Origin of the sequence: Leclercia pneumoniae (genome assembly GCF_017348915.1) — a bacterium.
Taxonomy (GTDB): domain Bacteria; phylum Pseudomonadota; class Gammaproteobacteria; order Enterobacterales; family Enterobacteriaceae; genus Enterobacter; species Enterobacter pneumoniae.
Genome location: NZ_CP071383.1, coordinates 3,186,737 through 3,203,426 on the forward strand (window position 1 = coordinate 3,186,737; position 16,690 = coordinate 3,203,426).

Consider the following 16,690-nt stretch of genomic DNA (forward strand, 5'->3'; position numbering starts at 1 on the left):
CAAAACATCCCCGCAATTTAACTCTCAACGCCAAATAACAGTGACAAATAAACCACACTGTAAGATCCAGCTGCGCCCAGTCCAGCCGACCCGTTGTCGGCAGAGAGACTAAAACGGCCGCAGCCCTCGTCCTACCGGAACCGCACTGACCCACATCACTACTGCAGCCGCGAGCAACATCACCCCGCCGGCCAGGGCTAAGGTCGTCCAGCCAATTTGCTGCCACAGTACAGGGGTTTTATTGCCGCTAAGCCTGATGGCCAACTGGCGAAAGCTATGCACCAGCAACGCCAGCGCGCTGATGGTAATAGAGGTGCCTGCCGACATCGCCAGGGCAGAGATGACGCCCCAACCGAAGACGCCGATAACCTTACTGAAGAGCAATACCATAATCGCCCCGGAGCAGGGCCGCATCCCCATAGAGAGAATGATCATCAGCCTGGCGCGCCAGTCATCGCCCTGCTGTAATTGTGCCCCGGTGGGCAGATGTTGATGGCCGCAGCCACAGTGGGCATCGTGCACATGATGCGGCGCAAAACGTTTAAACGTCGGCTTACGCAGCAACGCACGTAACTTTTTTATTGCCCGCCAGCAGAGCATCACTCCCAGTACCCCCACCAGCGCATAGCTCCCTTTTTCTAGCCAGAAACTGCTGGCATGAAGCTGGCGTGCGGGCAGTTGCAGAAGCGTTAGCACCACGATCACTAACGCAATGGCCACCAGCCCCTGCAGCAGCGAGGAGGCAAGCGTCAGACCAATACTGGATTTCAGCTTAGAGGGATGGGTTGCCAGCCATGTAGTAATAACAATCTTGCCATGCCCGGGCCCGAGCGCATGCAGCACACCATAGAGAAAGCTGAAAATCAGCAGCGAACCGCCCGCACGGGCAGGGTTATCCGCCACCGCCTTCAGCAACCCGCTCATCTGCTGGTTAACCTCACGCTGCCAGATAACGCTCTGCATCATGACCTGCGGCCAGGCCTGCCATAACCAGATCGCTGCCCCGACGGCCAGTAGCGTAAAGAGTCCCAGCGGCCAAAGATGCAGCCAGCGGCGCTGTTTGGAGGGCTGAGAAAAGGTTACTGACATTGTAAGGTCACCTGTTGAGCAAACTGTTTACCGAGGTCCATGTCCTCCGGCGGCGCATCGTCCTTATCAAGAGAAATGGCAAAATTGAGCGTCTCTTCGCTGGGCTCGGGGGTATGAACCGCGAGGGAACATTTTTTCTGCAGCGTGGCTGGCAGCGTGACATCGCCATCTTCGGCATAGCTCATGTCCACATAATATGAGGGATCGAAGGTAGAGAAGGTGTAGGTCTGCCCGGCCAGCGGCTGCGGTTGCGCCAGCGGCAGCACAAAGGTCAGCACGGCCTGGTGATCCTCGCGGCTCATGCCGTACTCCGTAGGACGATTGAGAAACTTCACCTTCTGCCCGTTATGCCAGAACTCGGTGAAGTAGTGCTGGCCGAGCACATTGGCCATCACTTCTGCCGCCAGCTTTTTCCAGATCTCATCTCCCGGACGCGCATCGCCGGCGTCGTACAGCAGATCGGCGGAGGTCATTTCATCCATGGTCCAGCGCATCTTAAGCCCGGTAAGTTGACCGTCGTTAGCCACGATCTCGGTTTTGAGGGTGATAAAACTGTGAGGATGCGCGGCCACGGCAGAAGATATTACCGCCAAAAATAGCGCCGCAGCGCTTTGTTTAACTATTTGCATCTCTTCCTCACGTCAAAAATTCTGTGATGTCCGCCCGCATTCCTGAAGGAAAGAGCCCTGAACGCGCGCTATTACGCAGATCCTTTAGCTATTCTTATCAAACATTCTTACTGGAACCTTGCAGATGATGACGACTCTCGAAATGCCATCTGTGCTTTCCAGTTCGCAGCGCCGCTGCCAGGTGCTGCTGATGCTCTATCTGCCGGATTTTATCGCCACCGAGCAGCGCATCGGTGAAATCAACGGGGTGGATCACAGCATTGCCCGGCAAGATATAGCCGAGACGCGCGATGAAATCCAGCGCTATCATCGGCTCAACATTGCTACGCACCATGACGGCAGCTACCGGATTGAAGGCACCACACTTGACCAACGCTTATGCTTGCTGCACTGGCTGCGGCGTGCACTCCGACTCTGCCCGCATTTCGTCGCGCAGCAGTTTACCCCATCTCTGAAAACCGCGCTTAAACAGCATGGCATTGCACGCACGTTGTATGACGATACCAATTTACGGGCGCTGATAAATTTCTGCTCCCGCCGCTTGCAGCGTCAATTTGAGTGCCGCGACGTGCAGTTTTTACAGCTTTACTTGCAATATTGTTTGATTCAGCACCATCTGGGCCAGACGCCGCAGTTTTCGGAGATTCAGCGCAGCTGGACGCAACAACGTGGTGAGTATCTGATGGCGCAGGAGATTGTTCGCCACTGGCAGCGCCGCGTGCTCCCCCTGCCCCATGAGGATGAGCAGCCATTCCTGACGCTGCTCTTTATGATGCTGCGCACCCCGGATCCACTACGGGATATGCAAAACCAGGATGAGCAGTTACGCCAGGCAATTGGCCGGATGATTACCCGCTTTCATTGCCAGACGGGGATGCGTTTTAGTGACGAGCAAGGGCTGACCGATCAGCTCTATATTCATCTTGCCCAGGCGCTAAACCGGTCTCTGTTCGGGATTGGGATTGATAACAGCCTGGCGGAGGAGATCCAGCGTCTTTATCCACGCCTGATGCGCACCACCCGCGATGCGCTCCTGGAGCTGGAGAGCACGTTTTCGCTCTCTTTTTCCGAAGAGGAGGCCAGCCTGGTGGCGGTGATATTTGGCGCCTGGCTGATGCAGGAAAATGACCTGCATGAAAAACAGGTGGTGCTGTTAACCGGAACGGATAAAGCGAGCGAAGAGGCGATCGAGCAACAACTTCGCGAACTGACCCTCCTGCCCTTAAACATTCGCTATGTGCCGTTACAGGCTTTTCAGAAGGAGGGCGCCCCCCGGGAAGCAGCCCTGGTGGTGACCCCCTACGCGACCGCCCTGCCGCTCTTCTCGCCGCCGCTCATCCACGCGGTAGAGACGTTGAATGCGCAGCAGCAGGAACATATTCGCGTGATGCTGGAGACCTAGCGCGCTGCCACGCGCGGTCGGAGCACCATCGCCGGCAGCGCCAGCAGCGCCATTACCCAGAAGACACCCTGACCGAGATGCTGATACAGGAAGCCAGCAAATACGGTCATAACCGCAATACTTCCCCCCATCGCCACCGCAGAATAGACCGCCTGTAGACGAATCACGTCGGCCCCTTCCCGTGAAGCGATGTAGCGCATCGCCGCCAGGTGGCAGACCGTGAAAGTGCCGCAGTGCAGGATCTGGGCGACAATGAGCCACGGCAACGCTGTCGTCCAGCCCATGATCCCCCAGCGGGCCAGGCCGCAAACGGCAGAGAGCAGCAGCAGGTCCCGGGCGCCGAAGCGGCGGAACAGCCTGTTGCTTAAGGCAAAGATAATCACTTCAGCCACCACGCCCAGCGACCAGAGATACCCCACCGCCGAGGCTGAATACCCTGCCCCCTGCCAGTAGATGGCGCTAAAGCCGTAATAGGCCGCGTGCGCCCCCTGTAGCAGGCAGACGCAAGCCAGGAACCGCCAGCTCTGGGTTACCAGAGCGCGCCAGGCCGGCCAGCCTGCGCTCTCCTGATGACGGCTTTCTCCCTGCGGCATCACCGACGGGCGCAACAGTAGCCCAAGCAGCATTGAGAAAATACCGAGGCTTAACAGCGCCAGAATCGCCTGATAGTCATACAGGCTAACCAGTTTGCCCACCAGCGCAGAGCCAATGACAAAGGCGATCGATCCCCACAGGCGCACCCGACCATAATCCATGGTGATCTGTTTCTGCCAGGTGTTTGCCAGCGCATCGGTGAGGGGCACCAGCGGTGAGAAAAAGAGGTTGAAGCCAACCATCACCACCATTAACCACGCAAACTGCTGGCTGACCCAGAAGCCGCAGAGAAACACCAGGGTTAACAGCGCCAGGACGCGCACGGCGTTGATCAGAAGAGCGGGATCGCTCACGCGAGGGGCAATCAGCAAGCTACCGAGGAAGCGCGCCACCAGGCCTGCGCCCAGCAGTACACCAATGGTCTCGGGCATCAGGCCTATGCCTTTAAGCCAGACGCTCCAGAAAGGTAGAAAAATACCGTAGCTAAAAAAGTAGGTGAAGTAGCTGAGCGCCAGCCAGCGTGTGGAATGCAAAACCATGAATCCCTCCCGTTATGGAGGCGATAGTCTGGCGAGAAAGGCGATACTGCGCAAGTCCATAAGCTGGCTAAGCATTAACTTTTATTTAACTTTTATCACCGGCCTTCCCTTCCTGGCCCGGCTATAGTTGCGCGGTGTCAGGAGTCACTCCTGAGTGAAAACGCGCGGGATCCGTTTTGAGAAGAGAAAATACGGGATCCAGATTAGCGCGCCGACAACGGGTGTTAGCGCATTGCGGATATCCATCGTATCCAGCGTGGCCCCGAACAGCCACACGCGTAAGGCGACAAAGTACAGCATATAGAGCAGGCCAAAAAGATAGTATGGAATAATCACCTTGCGAATATTTCGCTTCCTTTTGAAGAAGTACCAGCCCGTCAGGAAAGTCAGCACAACATCAATAACAATCAGCGCCACGCCGCCTATACCGAAAGGGGTGATTGCCATTCCTTGTCGCATAAAGCCCACAATGGACGAGATAAATTCCCAGGCATTGAAGGGGGAGATCAGCATATTGATGACTAACCCGGCCGCGGGAAGATAGAGCAGGCCGTTAATTTTCTTCTCATCCAGACTTTCACACTGATGACATAACCCCGACTCTTTATTGGCCGGTTGTTCCTGACATTCAATACATTGCATCGCGATATCCTTGCCGAAAAAAGAGAATTCTACACACCCAGCCAGTGACCCTGAAATTAAAATCACCCTAACGGCTGATTTATAGCGGGAAGGTCAATGGCAGGCGCCGATAATTTGTATTAGGGTTAAATTACGCCCCACCGAAAAGCGAGCTCATCATGAACGCACTTCGCTATTTAGATTTCGGTCAGTCACGTCCTCTGCTTCTTTTGATCGCCCGGATCGCTATCGTGCTGCTGTTTATTATTTTTGGTCTGCCGAAAATGACCGGGTTTGATGGCACCGTGCAATAGATGGCGAAGCTGGGCGCCCCCATGCCGATGCTGGCCGCGATTATTGCGGTGGTGATGGAGATCCCGGCGGCTATTTTGATCGTGCTGGGTTTCTTTACCCGCCCTATCGCACTGCTGTTTGTCTTTTACACGCTGGGTACGGCAGTTATCGGCCATCCTTACTGGGATATGAGCGGCGACGCCGTCATGCCGAATATGATTAACTTTTATAAAAAATATCAGTATTGCTGGGGCCTTTTTATTATTGGCCGTCACCGGGCCTGGCGCAATTTCTATTGACCGGCACTAAGAACCTCCCTTTTTCGCCACCAAATAGAAAAGGCCGCTTGCGCGGCCTTTTCTCTTTCTGCGGAGCAGAATTATGCGTATACCGGGAAGCGTGCGCAGATTTCCAGAACTTTACCTTTAACGCGCTCGATAACCGCGTCGTCATTGATATTGTCCAGCACGTCACACATCCAGCCTGCCAGCTCTTTCACTTCCGCTTCTTTAAAGCCACGGCGAGTAACGGCCGGTGAACCGATACGGATACCGGAGGTCACGAACGGGCTCTTCGGATCGTTAGGTACGCTGTTTTTGTTTACGGTAATGTTGGCGCGGCCAAGGGCAGCGTCAGCCTCTTTACCGGTCAGGTTTTTATCGACCAGATCCAGCAGGAACAGGTGGTTTTCAGTACCGCCAGACACCACTTTGTAGCCACGGTTCAGGAACACTTCCACCATCGCTTTAGCGTTTTTAGCAACCTGCTGCTGATACACTTTGAACTCTGGCTCCATCGCTTCTTTCAGCGCCACGGCTTTCGCTGCGATAACGTGCATCAGCGGGCCGCCCTGCGCGCTTGGGAAGACAGCAGAGTTCAGTTTCTTATACAGATCTTCGTCGCCGCCCTTCGCCAGGATCAGGCCACCGCGTGGACCCGCCAGGGTTTTGTGAGTCGTGGTGGTGACAACGTGCGCATGTGGAACCGGGTTCGGGTAAACGCCCGCAGCAATCAGACCGGCAACGTGCGCCATATCCACAAACAGATATGCGCCGATGCTGTCTGCGATTTCGCGCATTTTAGCCCAGTCAACGATACCGGAGTAGGCAGAGAAGCCGCCGATGATCATCTTCGGCTTGTGCTCTTTGGCCTGCTTCGCCATGTCTTCGTAGTCAATTTTACCGGACTCATCAATACCGTAAGGAATGATGTTGTACAGTTTGCCCGAGAAGTTAACCGGGGAGCCGTGAGTCAGGTGGCCGCCCTGCGCCAGGTTCATACCCAGAACGGTATCGCCCGGCTGCAGCAGTGCGGTGTAAACCGCGAAGTTAGCCTGAGAACCGGAGTGCGGCTGGACGTTAGCGTAGTCGGCGCCAAACAGCTCTTTCGCGCGGTCGATTGCCAGCTGCTCAACGATATCCACGTACTCGCAACCGCCGTAGTAGCGCTTGCCCGGATAACCTTCAGCGTATTTGTTGGTCAGCTGAGAGCCCTGCGCCTGCATCACACGCGGGCTGGTGTAGTTTTCGGAGGCGATCAGTTCGATGTGCTCTTCCTGACGTACTTTTTCCTGCTCCATAGCCTGCCACAGTTCGGCATCATAATCGGCAATGTTCATTTCACGCTTTAACATCCGCATCTCCTGACTCAGCTAACAATAAAATTTTGACCTGAAAAAGGCAGTCCTGTTGGACAACGCGCAACAGTATAACTGATTAGTTCTGTGATAACAGGTCTTGACAAACGATTTTACGCAAACGTTTTCCTGCCCGCCACGCAAGGGTTTGACACATAAAGCGCAGACGGCAAGTAAGGGATTTCTTTTCAGGTTTGTGATGTGAATATTTCACGTTGCAAAGAACCATTTACAACGCAGGGTTATTTTTTATAAGATGTATTTAAAATACATCATTAGATTTACAGAAAAGGAAGCAGCCATGCTCGACGCCCAAACCATCGCAACCGTGAAAGCCACTATTCCCCTGCTGGTTGAAACGGGTCCTAAACTTACCGCCCACTTTTACGACCGGATGTTCGCCCACAATCCCGAGCTCAAAGAAATTTTTAACATGAGCAACCAGCGTAACGGCGATCAGCGCGAAGCGCTGTTTAATGCGATTGCCGCCTATGCCAGCAACATCGATAACCTGGCGGCCCTACTGCCGGCGGTAGAGAAAATTGCGCAGAAGCACACCAGCTTCCAGATCAAGCCGGAGCAGTACAACACCGTGGGTACTCACCTGCTTGCCACCCTGGATGAGATGTTCAGCCCGGGTCAGGAGGTGCTGGATGCCTGGGGTAAAGCTTACGGCGTGCTGGCTAATGTCTTTATCAACCGTGAAGCGCAGATCTACAGCGAGCATGCCAGCAAAAAGGGTGGCTGGGAGGGCACTCGCGCCTTCCGTATCGTAGAGAAAACCCCGCGCAGCGCGCTGATTACCAGCTTCGAATTCGAACCGGTGGATGGTAAACCCGTAGCGGATTATCAGCCTGGCCAGTATCTGGCCGTATGGCTGAAACCCGAAGGCTTCCCGCATCAGGAGATCCGCCAGTATTCCCTCACCCGCAAAGCCAATGCTAAGAGCTATCGTATCGCCGTGAAACGCGAAGAGGGTGGTCAGGTCTCAACCTGGCTGCATAACGAAGCGAAAGTAGGCGACGTGGTGCATCTGGCCGCGCCGGCCGGTGATTTCTTTATGGCCGTTGACACCCACACGCCGGTTACGCTGATTTCCGCAGGCGTGGGGCAAACCCCGATGCTGGCGATGCTGGATACTCTGGCGAAATCGCAGCACAGCGCGCCGGTAAACTGGTTCCACGCCGCCGAGAACGGTGATGTGCATGCGTTTGCCGATGAAGTACAGGCTCTGGCCGCTCAGCTGCCGCACTTTACCGCACATACCTGGTACCGCCTGCCGACGGAGACCGATCGCACAGCAGCACGCTTTAATAGCGAAGGTTTGATGGATTTAGCCCAGCATAAAGGCCTATTTAACGCCCCGGAGATGCTGTTTTATGTCTGTGGCCCGGTAGCCTTTATGCAGTTCGCAGCTGCGCAGCTGGTCGAACTGGGGGTCAATAAAGAGAACATCCATTACGAATGTTTTGGCCCGCACAAGGTGCTGTAATGCAAAAAGCCCCCGGCAATTACCGGGGGCTTTTTTTATACAGATGAGTCAGCGTGATGCGGGTTTAGATCGCCGCATCGTCCTCTTCACCCGTACGAATACGGATCACCCGCGCGACATCAAAGACAAAGATCTTTCCGTCGCCAATTTTGCCGGTCTGAGCGGTGCGAATAATCGTATCCACGCAGGTGTCGACGATATCGTCGCTGACCACGATCTCAATTTTCACCTTCGGCAGAAAGTCCACCATGTACTCTGCGCCACGATACAGCTCAGTATGGCCCTTCTGGCGACCAAAGCCTTTCACTTCAGTTACCGTCATCCCGGTGATGCCGACTTCCGCCAGCGCTTCACGCACATCGTCCAGTTTGAAAGGTTTAATAATCGCATCAATTTTTTTCATGGTGAGTCCTTGAAATCGTACCTGTCAGCAGCATCGTAATCGGTTGCTCACAGTATCATACCCGATGGATTTAGCGGTATTACTCTTTAAAGTCGTTTGCTTCCAGCTCATGGCGCGACAGCAATTTGTAAAATTCGGTGCGGTTGCGTCCAGCCATACGGGCCGCATGGGTCACGTTGCCTTTGGTAATTTGCAGCAGCTTACGCAGGTAGTTGAGTTCAAACTGATTACGCGCTTCCACAAAGGTGGGGAGCGCGGTGTTCTCCCCTTCCAGCGCCTGCTCAACCAGCGCATCGCTGATCACCGGCGAGGAGGTCAACGCTACGCACTGCTCGATCACGTTTACCAGTTGGCGCACGTTGCCCGGCCAGCCGGCGGTCATAAGCCGCTTCATGGCATCGGTTGAAAAGGCACGCACAAAGGGTTTATGCCGCTCAGCCGACTGGCGCAGCAGCTGCGTCGCCAGCAGCGGGATATCTTCAGCACGCTCTGCCAGCGGCGGTATTTTCAAATTCACCACGTTAAGGCGATAGTAGAGATCTTCACGGAACTCTTTGCACTCCATCGCTTTCGGCAGATCGCGATGGGTTGCAGAAATAATGCGGACATTGATGTCGATATCGCGGTTACTGCCCAGCGGACGTACTTTACGCTCCTGCAAGACGCGCAGGAGTTTCACCTGCAAAGGCGCGGGCATATCGCCGATCTCATCCAGAAATAGCGTGCCGCCCTCTGCGGCCTGGAACAGCCCTTCGCGGCTGCTCACGGCCCCGGTAAAGGCGCCACGGGCATGACCAAAGAGCTCCGACTCCAGCAACTGTTCAGGCAAGGCGCCGCAGTTAATGGCGATAAAGGCATTTTTACTACGCGGGCTGGCGTTGTGAATGGCCTGGGCGAGGATCTCTTTCCCGGTACCACTCTGGCCGTTAATCAATACGCTGACGTCAGACTGAGCCACCATTCTCGCCTGCTCAAGCAGACGCAGCATAATGGGGCTGCGGGTCACAATCGCCTCGCGCCACTGGTCATCGCCGGACGAAGCGGTATGTTCCAGCGCATCGTCGATGGCTTTGTAGAGCGCATCTTTATCCACCGGCTTGGTGAGAAAACTGAACACCCCCTGCTGCGTGGCCGCCACGGCATCGGGAATCGATCCGTGGGCGGTAAGGATGATCACCGGCATGCCGGGCTGGACTCGCTGGATCTCGATAAAGAGCTGCATGCCATCCATCTCATCCATGCGTAGATCGCTAATCACCAGATCCACTTTTTCCCGTGCCAGCACCCGCAACCCTTCCTGTCCGCTTTCGGCGGTCACGACGCCGTAGCCTTCACTCATCAGACGCATTCCCAGCAGCTTTAGCAGCCCAGGATCATCATCTACCAGTAAAAGGTGCGCAGGTTTACGGCTCATGGCTCACTTCCTCAGATTTTGGCATATCGCCCACCGGTTTGCGGGTGGAGAGTTGACGCTCAATATCGGTCAGGTTTTCCAGCTTGCGGGTAGTGGTCTCCAGCTCGCCACGCAAATATTGCTGCTGCTGGCGCAGTGTATCCAGCTCTTCGTCACTCGCTTGCTGAAGCTTACTGTAACGCGAACGCTCTTCGGCAAGCTGCAGCTGCTGCATCTGCCCGTCACGCCAGACCTGGAATAAGGGGCGTACCTGTGCCGGGATCTGTGGGCTCAGGGCATCAAGTCGGGTGGTATAGGCGCGGCGCTCCACAGGGCTGATTTTGGCATTTGCCAGCAGGATGCCGCGTTTAAAGGTTCCTTGCCAGCTATCATCCGCCCAGTTCCTTGCCTCTGCGCGGGCAACCGATGGCGCCAGGCGTTCGGCACAGTCCATGCTGCGCAGCCAGTAAAGAGGGTTAGTCTCGGTTTCGTGTCCCTGTAATCGCCAGATATTATTGCAGTCCGTGGAGAGGAAATCGGCCAGTTGATGTTCAGGCAGTTTCTCTTCCGGCTTATTGCTAATGGCGCTGGTCGGCGCATGGGTAACACAACCGCTCAGCAGCAGACCGGCAAGGCTGATACGTAGACATTTGCTGTTAAATACCGCGTTAATGGCGCGGGAAAAGATATGTGACATACTCACCAGGCATAGATTCATTTCATTGATTTTTCCGGCTTAAGCGGCAGTTCGATGCGAAAGCAAACATCGGTACGGTCGTCAGTAATTAGGTTTAGCTCTCCGTGCATGCGGCGAATGCAGTCGCGAGCGATGCTCAGACCCAGGCCGCTCCCCTTGACCGCCCCTTTGCGCTGATGGCTCCCCTGGTAGAAGGGCTCAAAGATCATCTCCTGCTCGTCATCAGGGATAGGGCTTCCAGTATTGGCGACATCAATACAGACCCGCGAACCCTGGGTAAAACTCCGAATATAAATGGTACCGGATTCAGTACCATAGTGCACCGCATTGGAATAAAGATTGTCCAGCACGCTCATCAGTAGCATTGGCTCGGCAACACAGGCTGACGCCTGCAGATCCATTTCGGTATGCATCATTTTAGCTCGCGCCGGCAAGCTATGGGCGGAGAGCACCATATCGACCAGCGGCGCAATCTCAACCCGCTCTAGCTCTGGCGCACCATCCGCCAGTTTACGGTTGTAATCAAGCAGCTGCTCAATCAATTTTTGCAGATTGCGGCTGCTGTCATCGAGAATATCCACTATCTCTTTTTGCTCGGGGGTGAGCGGCCCGGCAACCTGATCCGCCAACAATTCGGTGCCTTCACGCATGCTGGCCAGCGGCGTTTTCAATTCATGGGATATATGGCGCAGGAACTGGTGGCGTTGTGATTCAAGCCACGCCAGCCGCTCCGAGAGCCAGATGATACGCTGCCCCACCGAACGCAGCTCGCGCGGGCCGGTAAAGACCACGGTATTGCCCAGAGAGCGCCCTTCCCCCAGGCGGTTGATCATCCGCTCAATGCCTTTTACCGGGCCGATGATCATGCGGGTAAAGAGCAGCACCAGAATCAGGCTGACCAGGAACAGCACCAGCGCCTGCCAGCCGAAGAACTGCCCGCGTTCGGCGATCTCCTGCTGTAGCTGCTGGCCACGAGAGAAGATCACCGAACGGGTAGCCTGTACCATCTCGGTATTGGCCGCGGCGAAGGCTTCCAGTCGGGAGGCGGCGTCAGCGTCCGGGCCGCTGTTATGGCATTGAAGCTGGGCAAGCGCGTTGAGATCCTGACGCAACGCCTGATAGAGTTTATCGTCCGGTAATACCCCGGCGTGGGCATCCAGCATTTCACTGTAACGCTTGCGCTGATTCTGGTACACCCGCGCCAGCGTACGGTCATCCAGTACGCAGTATTGCCGGTAGCTGCGCTCCATCTCCAGTGCGGCATTGGTCATCGCCTCACTGCGACGGGCATCTATCAGCGTGGTCCGGTTAGTCAGCGCCGCCTGGGCGCTGAGCGCGTTCAGGCTTTGCCAGGCCTGCCATGCCAGCACCAGTAGCGGCAGCAGGATCAGGATAAAGGCCATCATAACTAACTGTCGCAGGGAGCGAGGAAAAACAGGCCAGCGTTTCAACGCATTACTCTCAGCTAAATAGGGGGTGAGTGGGATGCTACTGACTACGCGCTTCAGATACAACAAAGCCGGGTAAAAACCCGGCTTTGTTGTGGAATGAGGCGGTGCCTAACTCGACGTTTCGCCCTGGGTCTGATAAAGCAAAGCAATTATCAGTAGTTGGACGGCAGGCACCTTGTTGTGCGTCATTCGAAGTTTATGTAGCGCGTCCCGAAGGGGCTGACATAAGAAGGTGAATGAGCCACTGGCTATAATTATGCAACACTCGTGCCAGAATGCAAATAAACTTATTAATTATATGATTTATAATGGTTTAATATATAAAAGACGTTAGTTTGCCGCTGAATGATTTTCAGGCTAACTGTCGCCATTTAGCAACAGCTTAAAGTGCAATTACCTCAACTCATAAAAATCAATCACTTATGCGTCTCCATATAGAGACACCCGATTATTGCGCTTGTCGCAATTTCCCGACACTATCGCGTGTTCTCCATCACAAATAAAAATCCCGGCGTTTGCCGGGCCTTATTACTTGCCGGGGAATTAACCCAGCTGTTTACGCGCGTTGCGGAAGATACGCATCCATGGGCTGTCTTCGCCCCAGTTTTCCGGGTGCCAGGAGTTGCTGACGGTACGGAAGACGCGTTCCGGGTGCGGCATCATAATGGTCGCACGGCCGCTTTCGCTGGTGACCGCGGTAATACCATTGACTGAGCCGTTCGGGTTCGCCGGGTAGGTCTGGGTGACTTTGCCGAAGTTATCCACGAAGCGCAGCGCCACCAGCCCTTTACTTTCCAGCTGAGCGAGATGCGCCGCATCACGTACTTCTACCTGCCCTTCGCCGTGAGAGACGGCAATCGGCATCTGCGATCCTACCATCCCCTGCAGCAGCAGAGACGGGCTTTGGGTCACTTCAACCAGGCTGAAACGCGCTTCGAAGCGATCGGACTGGTTACGCACAAAGCGCGGCCAGGCCTCGCTACCTGGGATCAGCTCGCGCAGGTTAGACATCATCTGGCAGCCGTTACACACGCCCAGCGCCAGCGTCTGCGGACGATGGAAGAAGGTTTCGAACTCATCGCGCACGCGGCTGTTGAAGAGGATCGATTTCGCCCAGCCTTCACCGGCCCCCAGTACGTCACCGTAAGAGAAACCACCGCAGGCTACCAGCGCATGGAAATCTTCCAGACCCCTGCGTCCGCCAATCAGGTCGCTCATGTGCACATCGATGGCATCGAAGCCCGCACGGTGGAAGGCCGCTGCCATCTCAACGTGTGAGTTCACCCCCTGCTCGCGCAGAACCGCCACTTTCGGGCGCGCGCCGGTCGCGATATAAGGCGCGGCGATATCCTCGTTGATATCGAAGGAGAGCTTCACATTCAGCCCTGGATCGTTATCGTTGGCCTTGGCCTCGTGTTCCTGATCGGCACATTCCGGGTTATCGCGCAGGCGCTGCATCTGCCAGGTGGTCTCTGCCCACCACATACGCAGGGTGGTACGGCTTTCGCTGAACACCGCATGGCCGTCCGCTTCAATCACGAAGCGATCGCCCTGTACGGCTTTACCCAGATAGTGCACGCAATCTGCCAGGCCATGCTGAGCCAGCAGGGCCTCAACCGCGTCGCGATCGGCAGCACGCACCTGAATCACGGCGCCCAGCTCTTCATTGAACAGTGCGGCCAGACGATCCTCGCCCAGCGTCGCGATGTTGGCTTCCACGCCACAGTGACCGGTAAAGGCCATCTCTGCCAGAGTCACCAGCAGACCGCCGTCGGAACGGTCGTGATAAGCCAACAGTTTGCGCTGCGCCACCAGCGTCTGAATCGCGTCGTAGAAGCCTTTCAGCTGCGCCACGTCACGCACGTCGGCAGGCTTATCGCCCAGTTGGCGGTAAACCTGCGCCAGCGCGGTTGCCCCGAGGGCGTTCTGGCCTTTGCCGAGATCGATCAGCAACAGGGCATTATCTTCGAGAGAGAGCTCAGGGGTAATGGTCTGACGCACATCTTCCACGCGGGCAAAGGCGGTAATCACCAGCGACAGCGGAGAGGTCATCTCGCGCTGTTCGTTACCTTCCTGCCAGCGGGTTTTCATCGACATGGAGTCTTTACCCACCGGAATGGTCAGCCCCAGCGCCGGACAGAGCTCTTCGCCCACGGCTTTCACCGCTTCGTACAGCCCGGCGTCTTCACCCGGATGACCCGCTGCGGCCATCCAGTTAGCAGAGAGTTTGATGCGTTTGATATCGCCAATGCGGGTAGCGGCGATGTTGGTCAACGCTTCACCCACGGCCAGACGAGCCGAAGCCCCGAAGTCCAGCAGTGCAACCGGCGCGCGCTCGCCCAATGCCATCGCTTCACCATAGTAGCTATCGAGGCTGGCGGTGGTTACCGCGCAGTTGGCAACCGGGATCTGCCATGGCCCTACCATCTGGTCACGGGAGACCATTCCGGTCACGGTACGGTCGCCGATAGTTACCAGGAAAGTTTTTTCCGCCACGGTGGGCAGATGCAGAACGCGGTTTACCGCTTCTGCTATCGAGATGTCCTGACGTTCCAGCGCTTTGCCTGCCGCTTTACGGGTCTCGACATCGCGGGTCATCTTCGGCGTTTTGCCCAGCAGCACGTCCAGCGGCAGATCGATCGGCTGGTTGTCGAAATGGGTGTCATTCAGGCTGAGGTGCATCTCTTCGGTCGCTTCACCGATCACCGCATAAGGAGCACGTTCACGACGGCACAACTCATCGAACAGCGGCAACTGGTCTGGCGAAACCGCCAGCACGTAACGCTCCTGCGATTCGTTACACCAGATTTCCAGCGGGCTCATGCCCGGTTCGTCGTTCAGGATGTCGCGCAGGTTGAAACGGCCACCGCGACCGCCATCGCTCACCAGCTCCGGCATAGCGTTGGAGAGACCGCCCGCCCCGACGTCGTGGATGAAGAGAATCGGGTTCGCATCGCCCAGCTGCCAGCAGCGGTCGATCACCTCCTGACAACGGCGCTCCATTTCCGGGTTATCACGCTGTACGGAGGCAAAATCGAGGTCCGCATCAGACTGACCGGATGCCATGGACGAGGCCGCCCCGCCGCCCAGACCGATATTCATCGCCGGACCGCCGAGCACGATCAGCTTCGCACCGACGACGATCTCACCTTTCTGCACATGATCGGCGCGGATGTTGCCGATCCCGCCAGCCAGCATGATGGGTTTGTGGTAGCCTCGCAGCTCTTCGCCGTTGTGGCTCTCCACTTTCTCTTCGTAGGTACGGAAGTAACCGTTAAGCGCCGGACGACCAAATTCGTTGTTGAATGCCGCACCGCCCAGTGGGCCGTCGGTCATAATATCCAGCGCGGTGACAATACGTTCCGGCTTACCGAAATCTTCTTCCCAGGGCTGTTCAAAGCCCGGGATACGCAGGTTGGAGACGGAGAAGCCCACCAGACCCGCTTTGGGTTTTGCACCGCGACCGGTTGCCCCTTCGTCACGGATTTCACCGCCGGAGCCGGTCGCCGCACCCGGCCACGGCGAAATCGCCGTCGGGTGGTTATGCGTTTCTACTTTCATCAGGATATGCGCAGGCTCCTGATGGAAGTCATAGCGCCCTGCTTCGCGATCGGCGAAGAAGCGGCCCACCTCGGAACCCTCCATTACCGCGGCGTTGTCTTTATAGGCAGACAGCACGTGGTCAGGGGTTAGCTCCATGGTGTTTTTAATCATTTTGAACAGCGACTTCGGCTGCTGTTCGCCGTCAATCACCCAGTCGGCGTTGAAGATTTTGTGGCGGCAGTGTTCTGAGTTCGCCTGGGCGAACATATAGAGTTCGATATCGTTCGGATTGCGGTTTAGTTTAACGAACGCATCCTGCAGATAATCAATTTCATCTTCGGCCAGCGCCAGGCCGAGACGCAGGTTGGCGTCAATCAGCGCCTGACGGCCCTGCCCCAGCACATCCACGCTCTGCACGGGCGCCGGCTGATGATGGGCGAAGAGCTGCTCCGCGTCGTTTAACGCGCCAAAGACGCTCTCCATCATGCGGTCATGCAGTTCAGCGGCCACGGTCGCCCACTGGGCGTCGGTCAGCGTTGAGGCTTCAACGTAATAAGCCACGCCGCGTTCAAGGCGGTTTACCTGCGTCAGGCCACAGTTATGGGCGATGTCGGTTGCTTTAGAAGACCAGGGGGAGATGGTACCAGGGCGAGGGGTGACGAGCAGAAGTTTACCGGTTGGGGTATGGCTGCTCAGGCTCGGGCCATACTTCAGCAGGCGCTCAAGTCTCGCTCGCTCCTCTGCATCCAGAGGGGCATTCAGGTCAGCAAAATGGACATACTCAGCGTAAATATTGCTTACCGGAAGGTCGGCCGCCTGAAAACGTGCCAGCAGTTTGTTGATACGGAAGGCAGACAGTGCAGGCGAACCACGCAGAATTTCCATCATAAGTCTCTCGTCTTCGAAG

The 16,690-nt window shown here is 56.1% G+C and carries 12 protein-coding genes and 1 pseudogene; 3 read left to right on the forward strand and 10 right to left on the reverse strand.

Annotated features, from left to right (window positions below; translation table 11 throughout):
- Positions 1–108: 108 nt before the first annotated feature.
- The gene (locus JZ655_RS15440; RefSeq protein ID WP_207292212.1) at positions 109–1,089 is read right to left on the reverse strand and encodes a nickel/cobalt transporter; all 981 of its coding nucleotides are present in this window, start codon (positions 1,087–1,089) and stop codon (positions 109–111) included.
- A complete protein-coding gene (locus JZ655_RS15445; protein WP_207292213.1) occupies positions 1,080–1,718 on the reverse strand; it encodes a DUF1007 family protein in 639 nt (212 codons plus the stop codon). The genes JZ655_RS15440 and JZ655_RS15445 overlap by 10 nt, the downstream gene beginning before the upstream one ends.
- A 124-nt stretch (positions 1,719–1,842) precedes the next feature.
- Here JZ655_RS15445 and csiE point away from each other — a divergent pair, with 124 nt between their 5' ends.
- Positions 1,843–3,120 carry a stationary phase inducible protein CsiE gene (gene csiE / locus JZ655_RS15450; protein ID WP_207292214.1) on the forward strand — a complete coding sequence of 426 codons (1,278 nt, stop codon included), beginning with the start codon at positions 1,843–1,845 and terminating at the stop codon, positions 3,118–3,120.
- Here the strand turns inward: csiE and JZ655_RS15455 are convergent.
- Both JZ655_RS15455 and JZ655_RS15460 read right to left on the reverse strand, forming a co-directional pair.
- The gene (locus JZ655_RS15455) at positions 3,117–4,253 is read right to left on the reverse strand and encodes a 3-phenylpropionate MFS transporter (protein ID WP_207292215.1); all 1,137 of its coding nucleotides are present in this window, start codon (positions 4,251–4,253) and stop codon (positions 3,117–3,119) included. The two genes, csiE and JZ655_RS15455, sit on opposite strands and share 4 nt — an antisense overlap.
- A gap of 144 nt (positions 4,254–4,397) precedes the next feature.
- Positions 4,398–4,895, reverse strand: coding sequence for a DUF2569 domain-containing protein (locus JZ655_RS15460; RefSeq protein WP_046884545.1), 498 nt, complete (start codon positions 4,893–4,895; stop codon positions 4,398–4,400).
- 158 nt (positions 4,896–5,053) lie between these two features.
- Between JZ655_RS15460 and JZ655_RS15465 the strand changes: the two are divergent.
- A pseudogene (locus tag JZ655_RS15465) lies at positions 5,054–5,477 on the forward strand (DoxX family protein).
- Between the two features lie 70 nt (positions 5,478–5,547).
- On the opposite strand, the gene glyA reads toward JZ655_RS15465, so the two are convergent.
- On the reverse strand, positions 5,548–6,801 hold the full coding sequence (gene glyA, locus JZ655_RS15470; RefSeq protein ID WP_046884544.1) for a serine hydroxymethyltransferase: 1,254 nt from the start codon (positions 6,799–6,801) through the stop codon (positions 5,548–5,550).
- A gap of 304 nt (positions 6,802–7,105) precedes the next feature.
- Here glyA and hmpA point away from each other — a divergent pair, with 304 nt between their 5' ends.
- Positions 7,106–8,296 (forward strand): NO-inducible flavohemoprotein, encoded by a 1,191-nt coding sequence (gene hmpA / locus JZ655_RS15475; protein WP_207292216.1) that lies wholly within the window; start codon positions 7,106–7,108, stop codon positions 8,294–8,296.
- A gap of 64 nt (positions 8,297–8,360) precedes the next feature.
- Here the strand turns inward: hmpA and glnB are convergent, their stop codons facing one another.
- The 5 genes from glnB to purL all read right to left on the reverse strand — a co-directional run bounded on the left by glnB (position 8,361) and on the right by purL (position 16,671).
- On the reverse strand, positions 8,361–8,699 hold the full coding sequence (gene glnB, locus JZ655_RS15480) for a nitrogen regulatory protein P-II (protein ID WP_003860685.1): 339 nt from the start codon (positions 8,697–8,699) through the stop codon (positions 8,361–8,363).
- A 79-nt stretch (positions 8,700–8,778) separates the two neighbouring features.
- Positions 8,779–10,113, reverse strand: a complete 1,335-nt coding sequence (glrR, locus tag JZ655_RS15485) for a two-component system response regulator GlrR (RefSeq protein WP_207292217.1) — start codon at positions 10,111–10,113, stop codon at positions 8,779–8,781.
- The gene (gene qseG / locus JZ655_RS15490) at positions 10,103–10,810 is read right to left on the reverse strand and encodes a two-component system QseEF-associated lipoprotein QseG (RefSeq protein WP_207292218.1); all 708 of its coding nucleotides are present in this window, start codon (positions 10,808–10,810) and stop codon (positions 10,103–10,105) included. The genes glrR and qseG overlap by 11 nt, the downstream gene beginning before the upstream one ends.
- Positions 10,807–12,240 (reverse strand): sensor histidine kinase, encoded by a 1,434-nt coding sequence (gene qseE / locus JZ655_RS15495; RefSeq protein WP_207292219.1) that lies wholly within the window; start codon positions 12,238–12,240, stop codon positions 10,807–10,809. The genes qseG and qseE overlap by 4 nt, the downstream gene beginning before the upstream one ends.
- Before the next feature lie 543 nt (positions 12,241–12,783).
- Positions 12,784–16,671 (reverse strand): phosphoribosylformylglycinamidine synthase, encoded by a 3,888-nt coding sequence (gene purL / locus JZ655_RS15500; protein WP_207292220.1) that lies wholly within the window; start codon positions 16,669–16,671, stop codon positions 12,784–12,786.
- Positions 16,672–16,690: the final 19 nt, after the last annotated feature.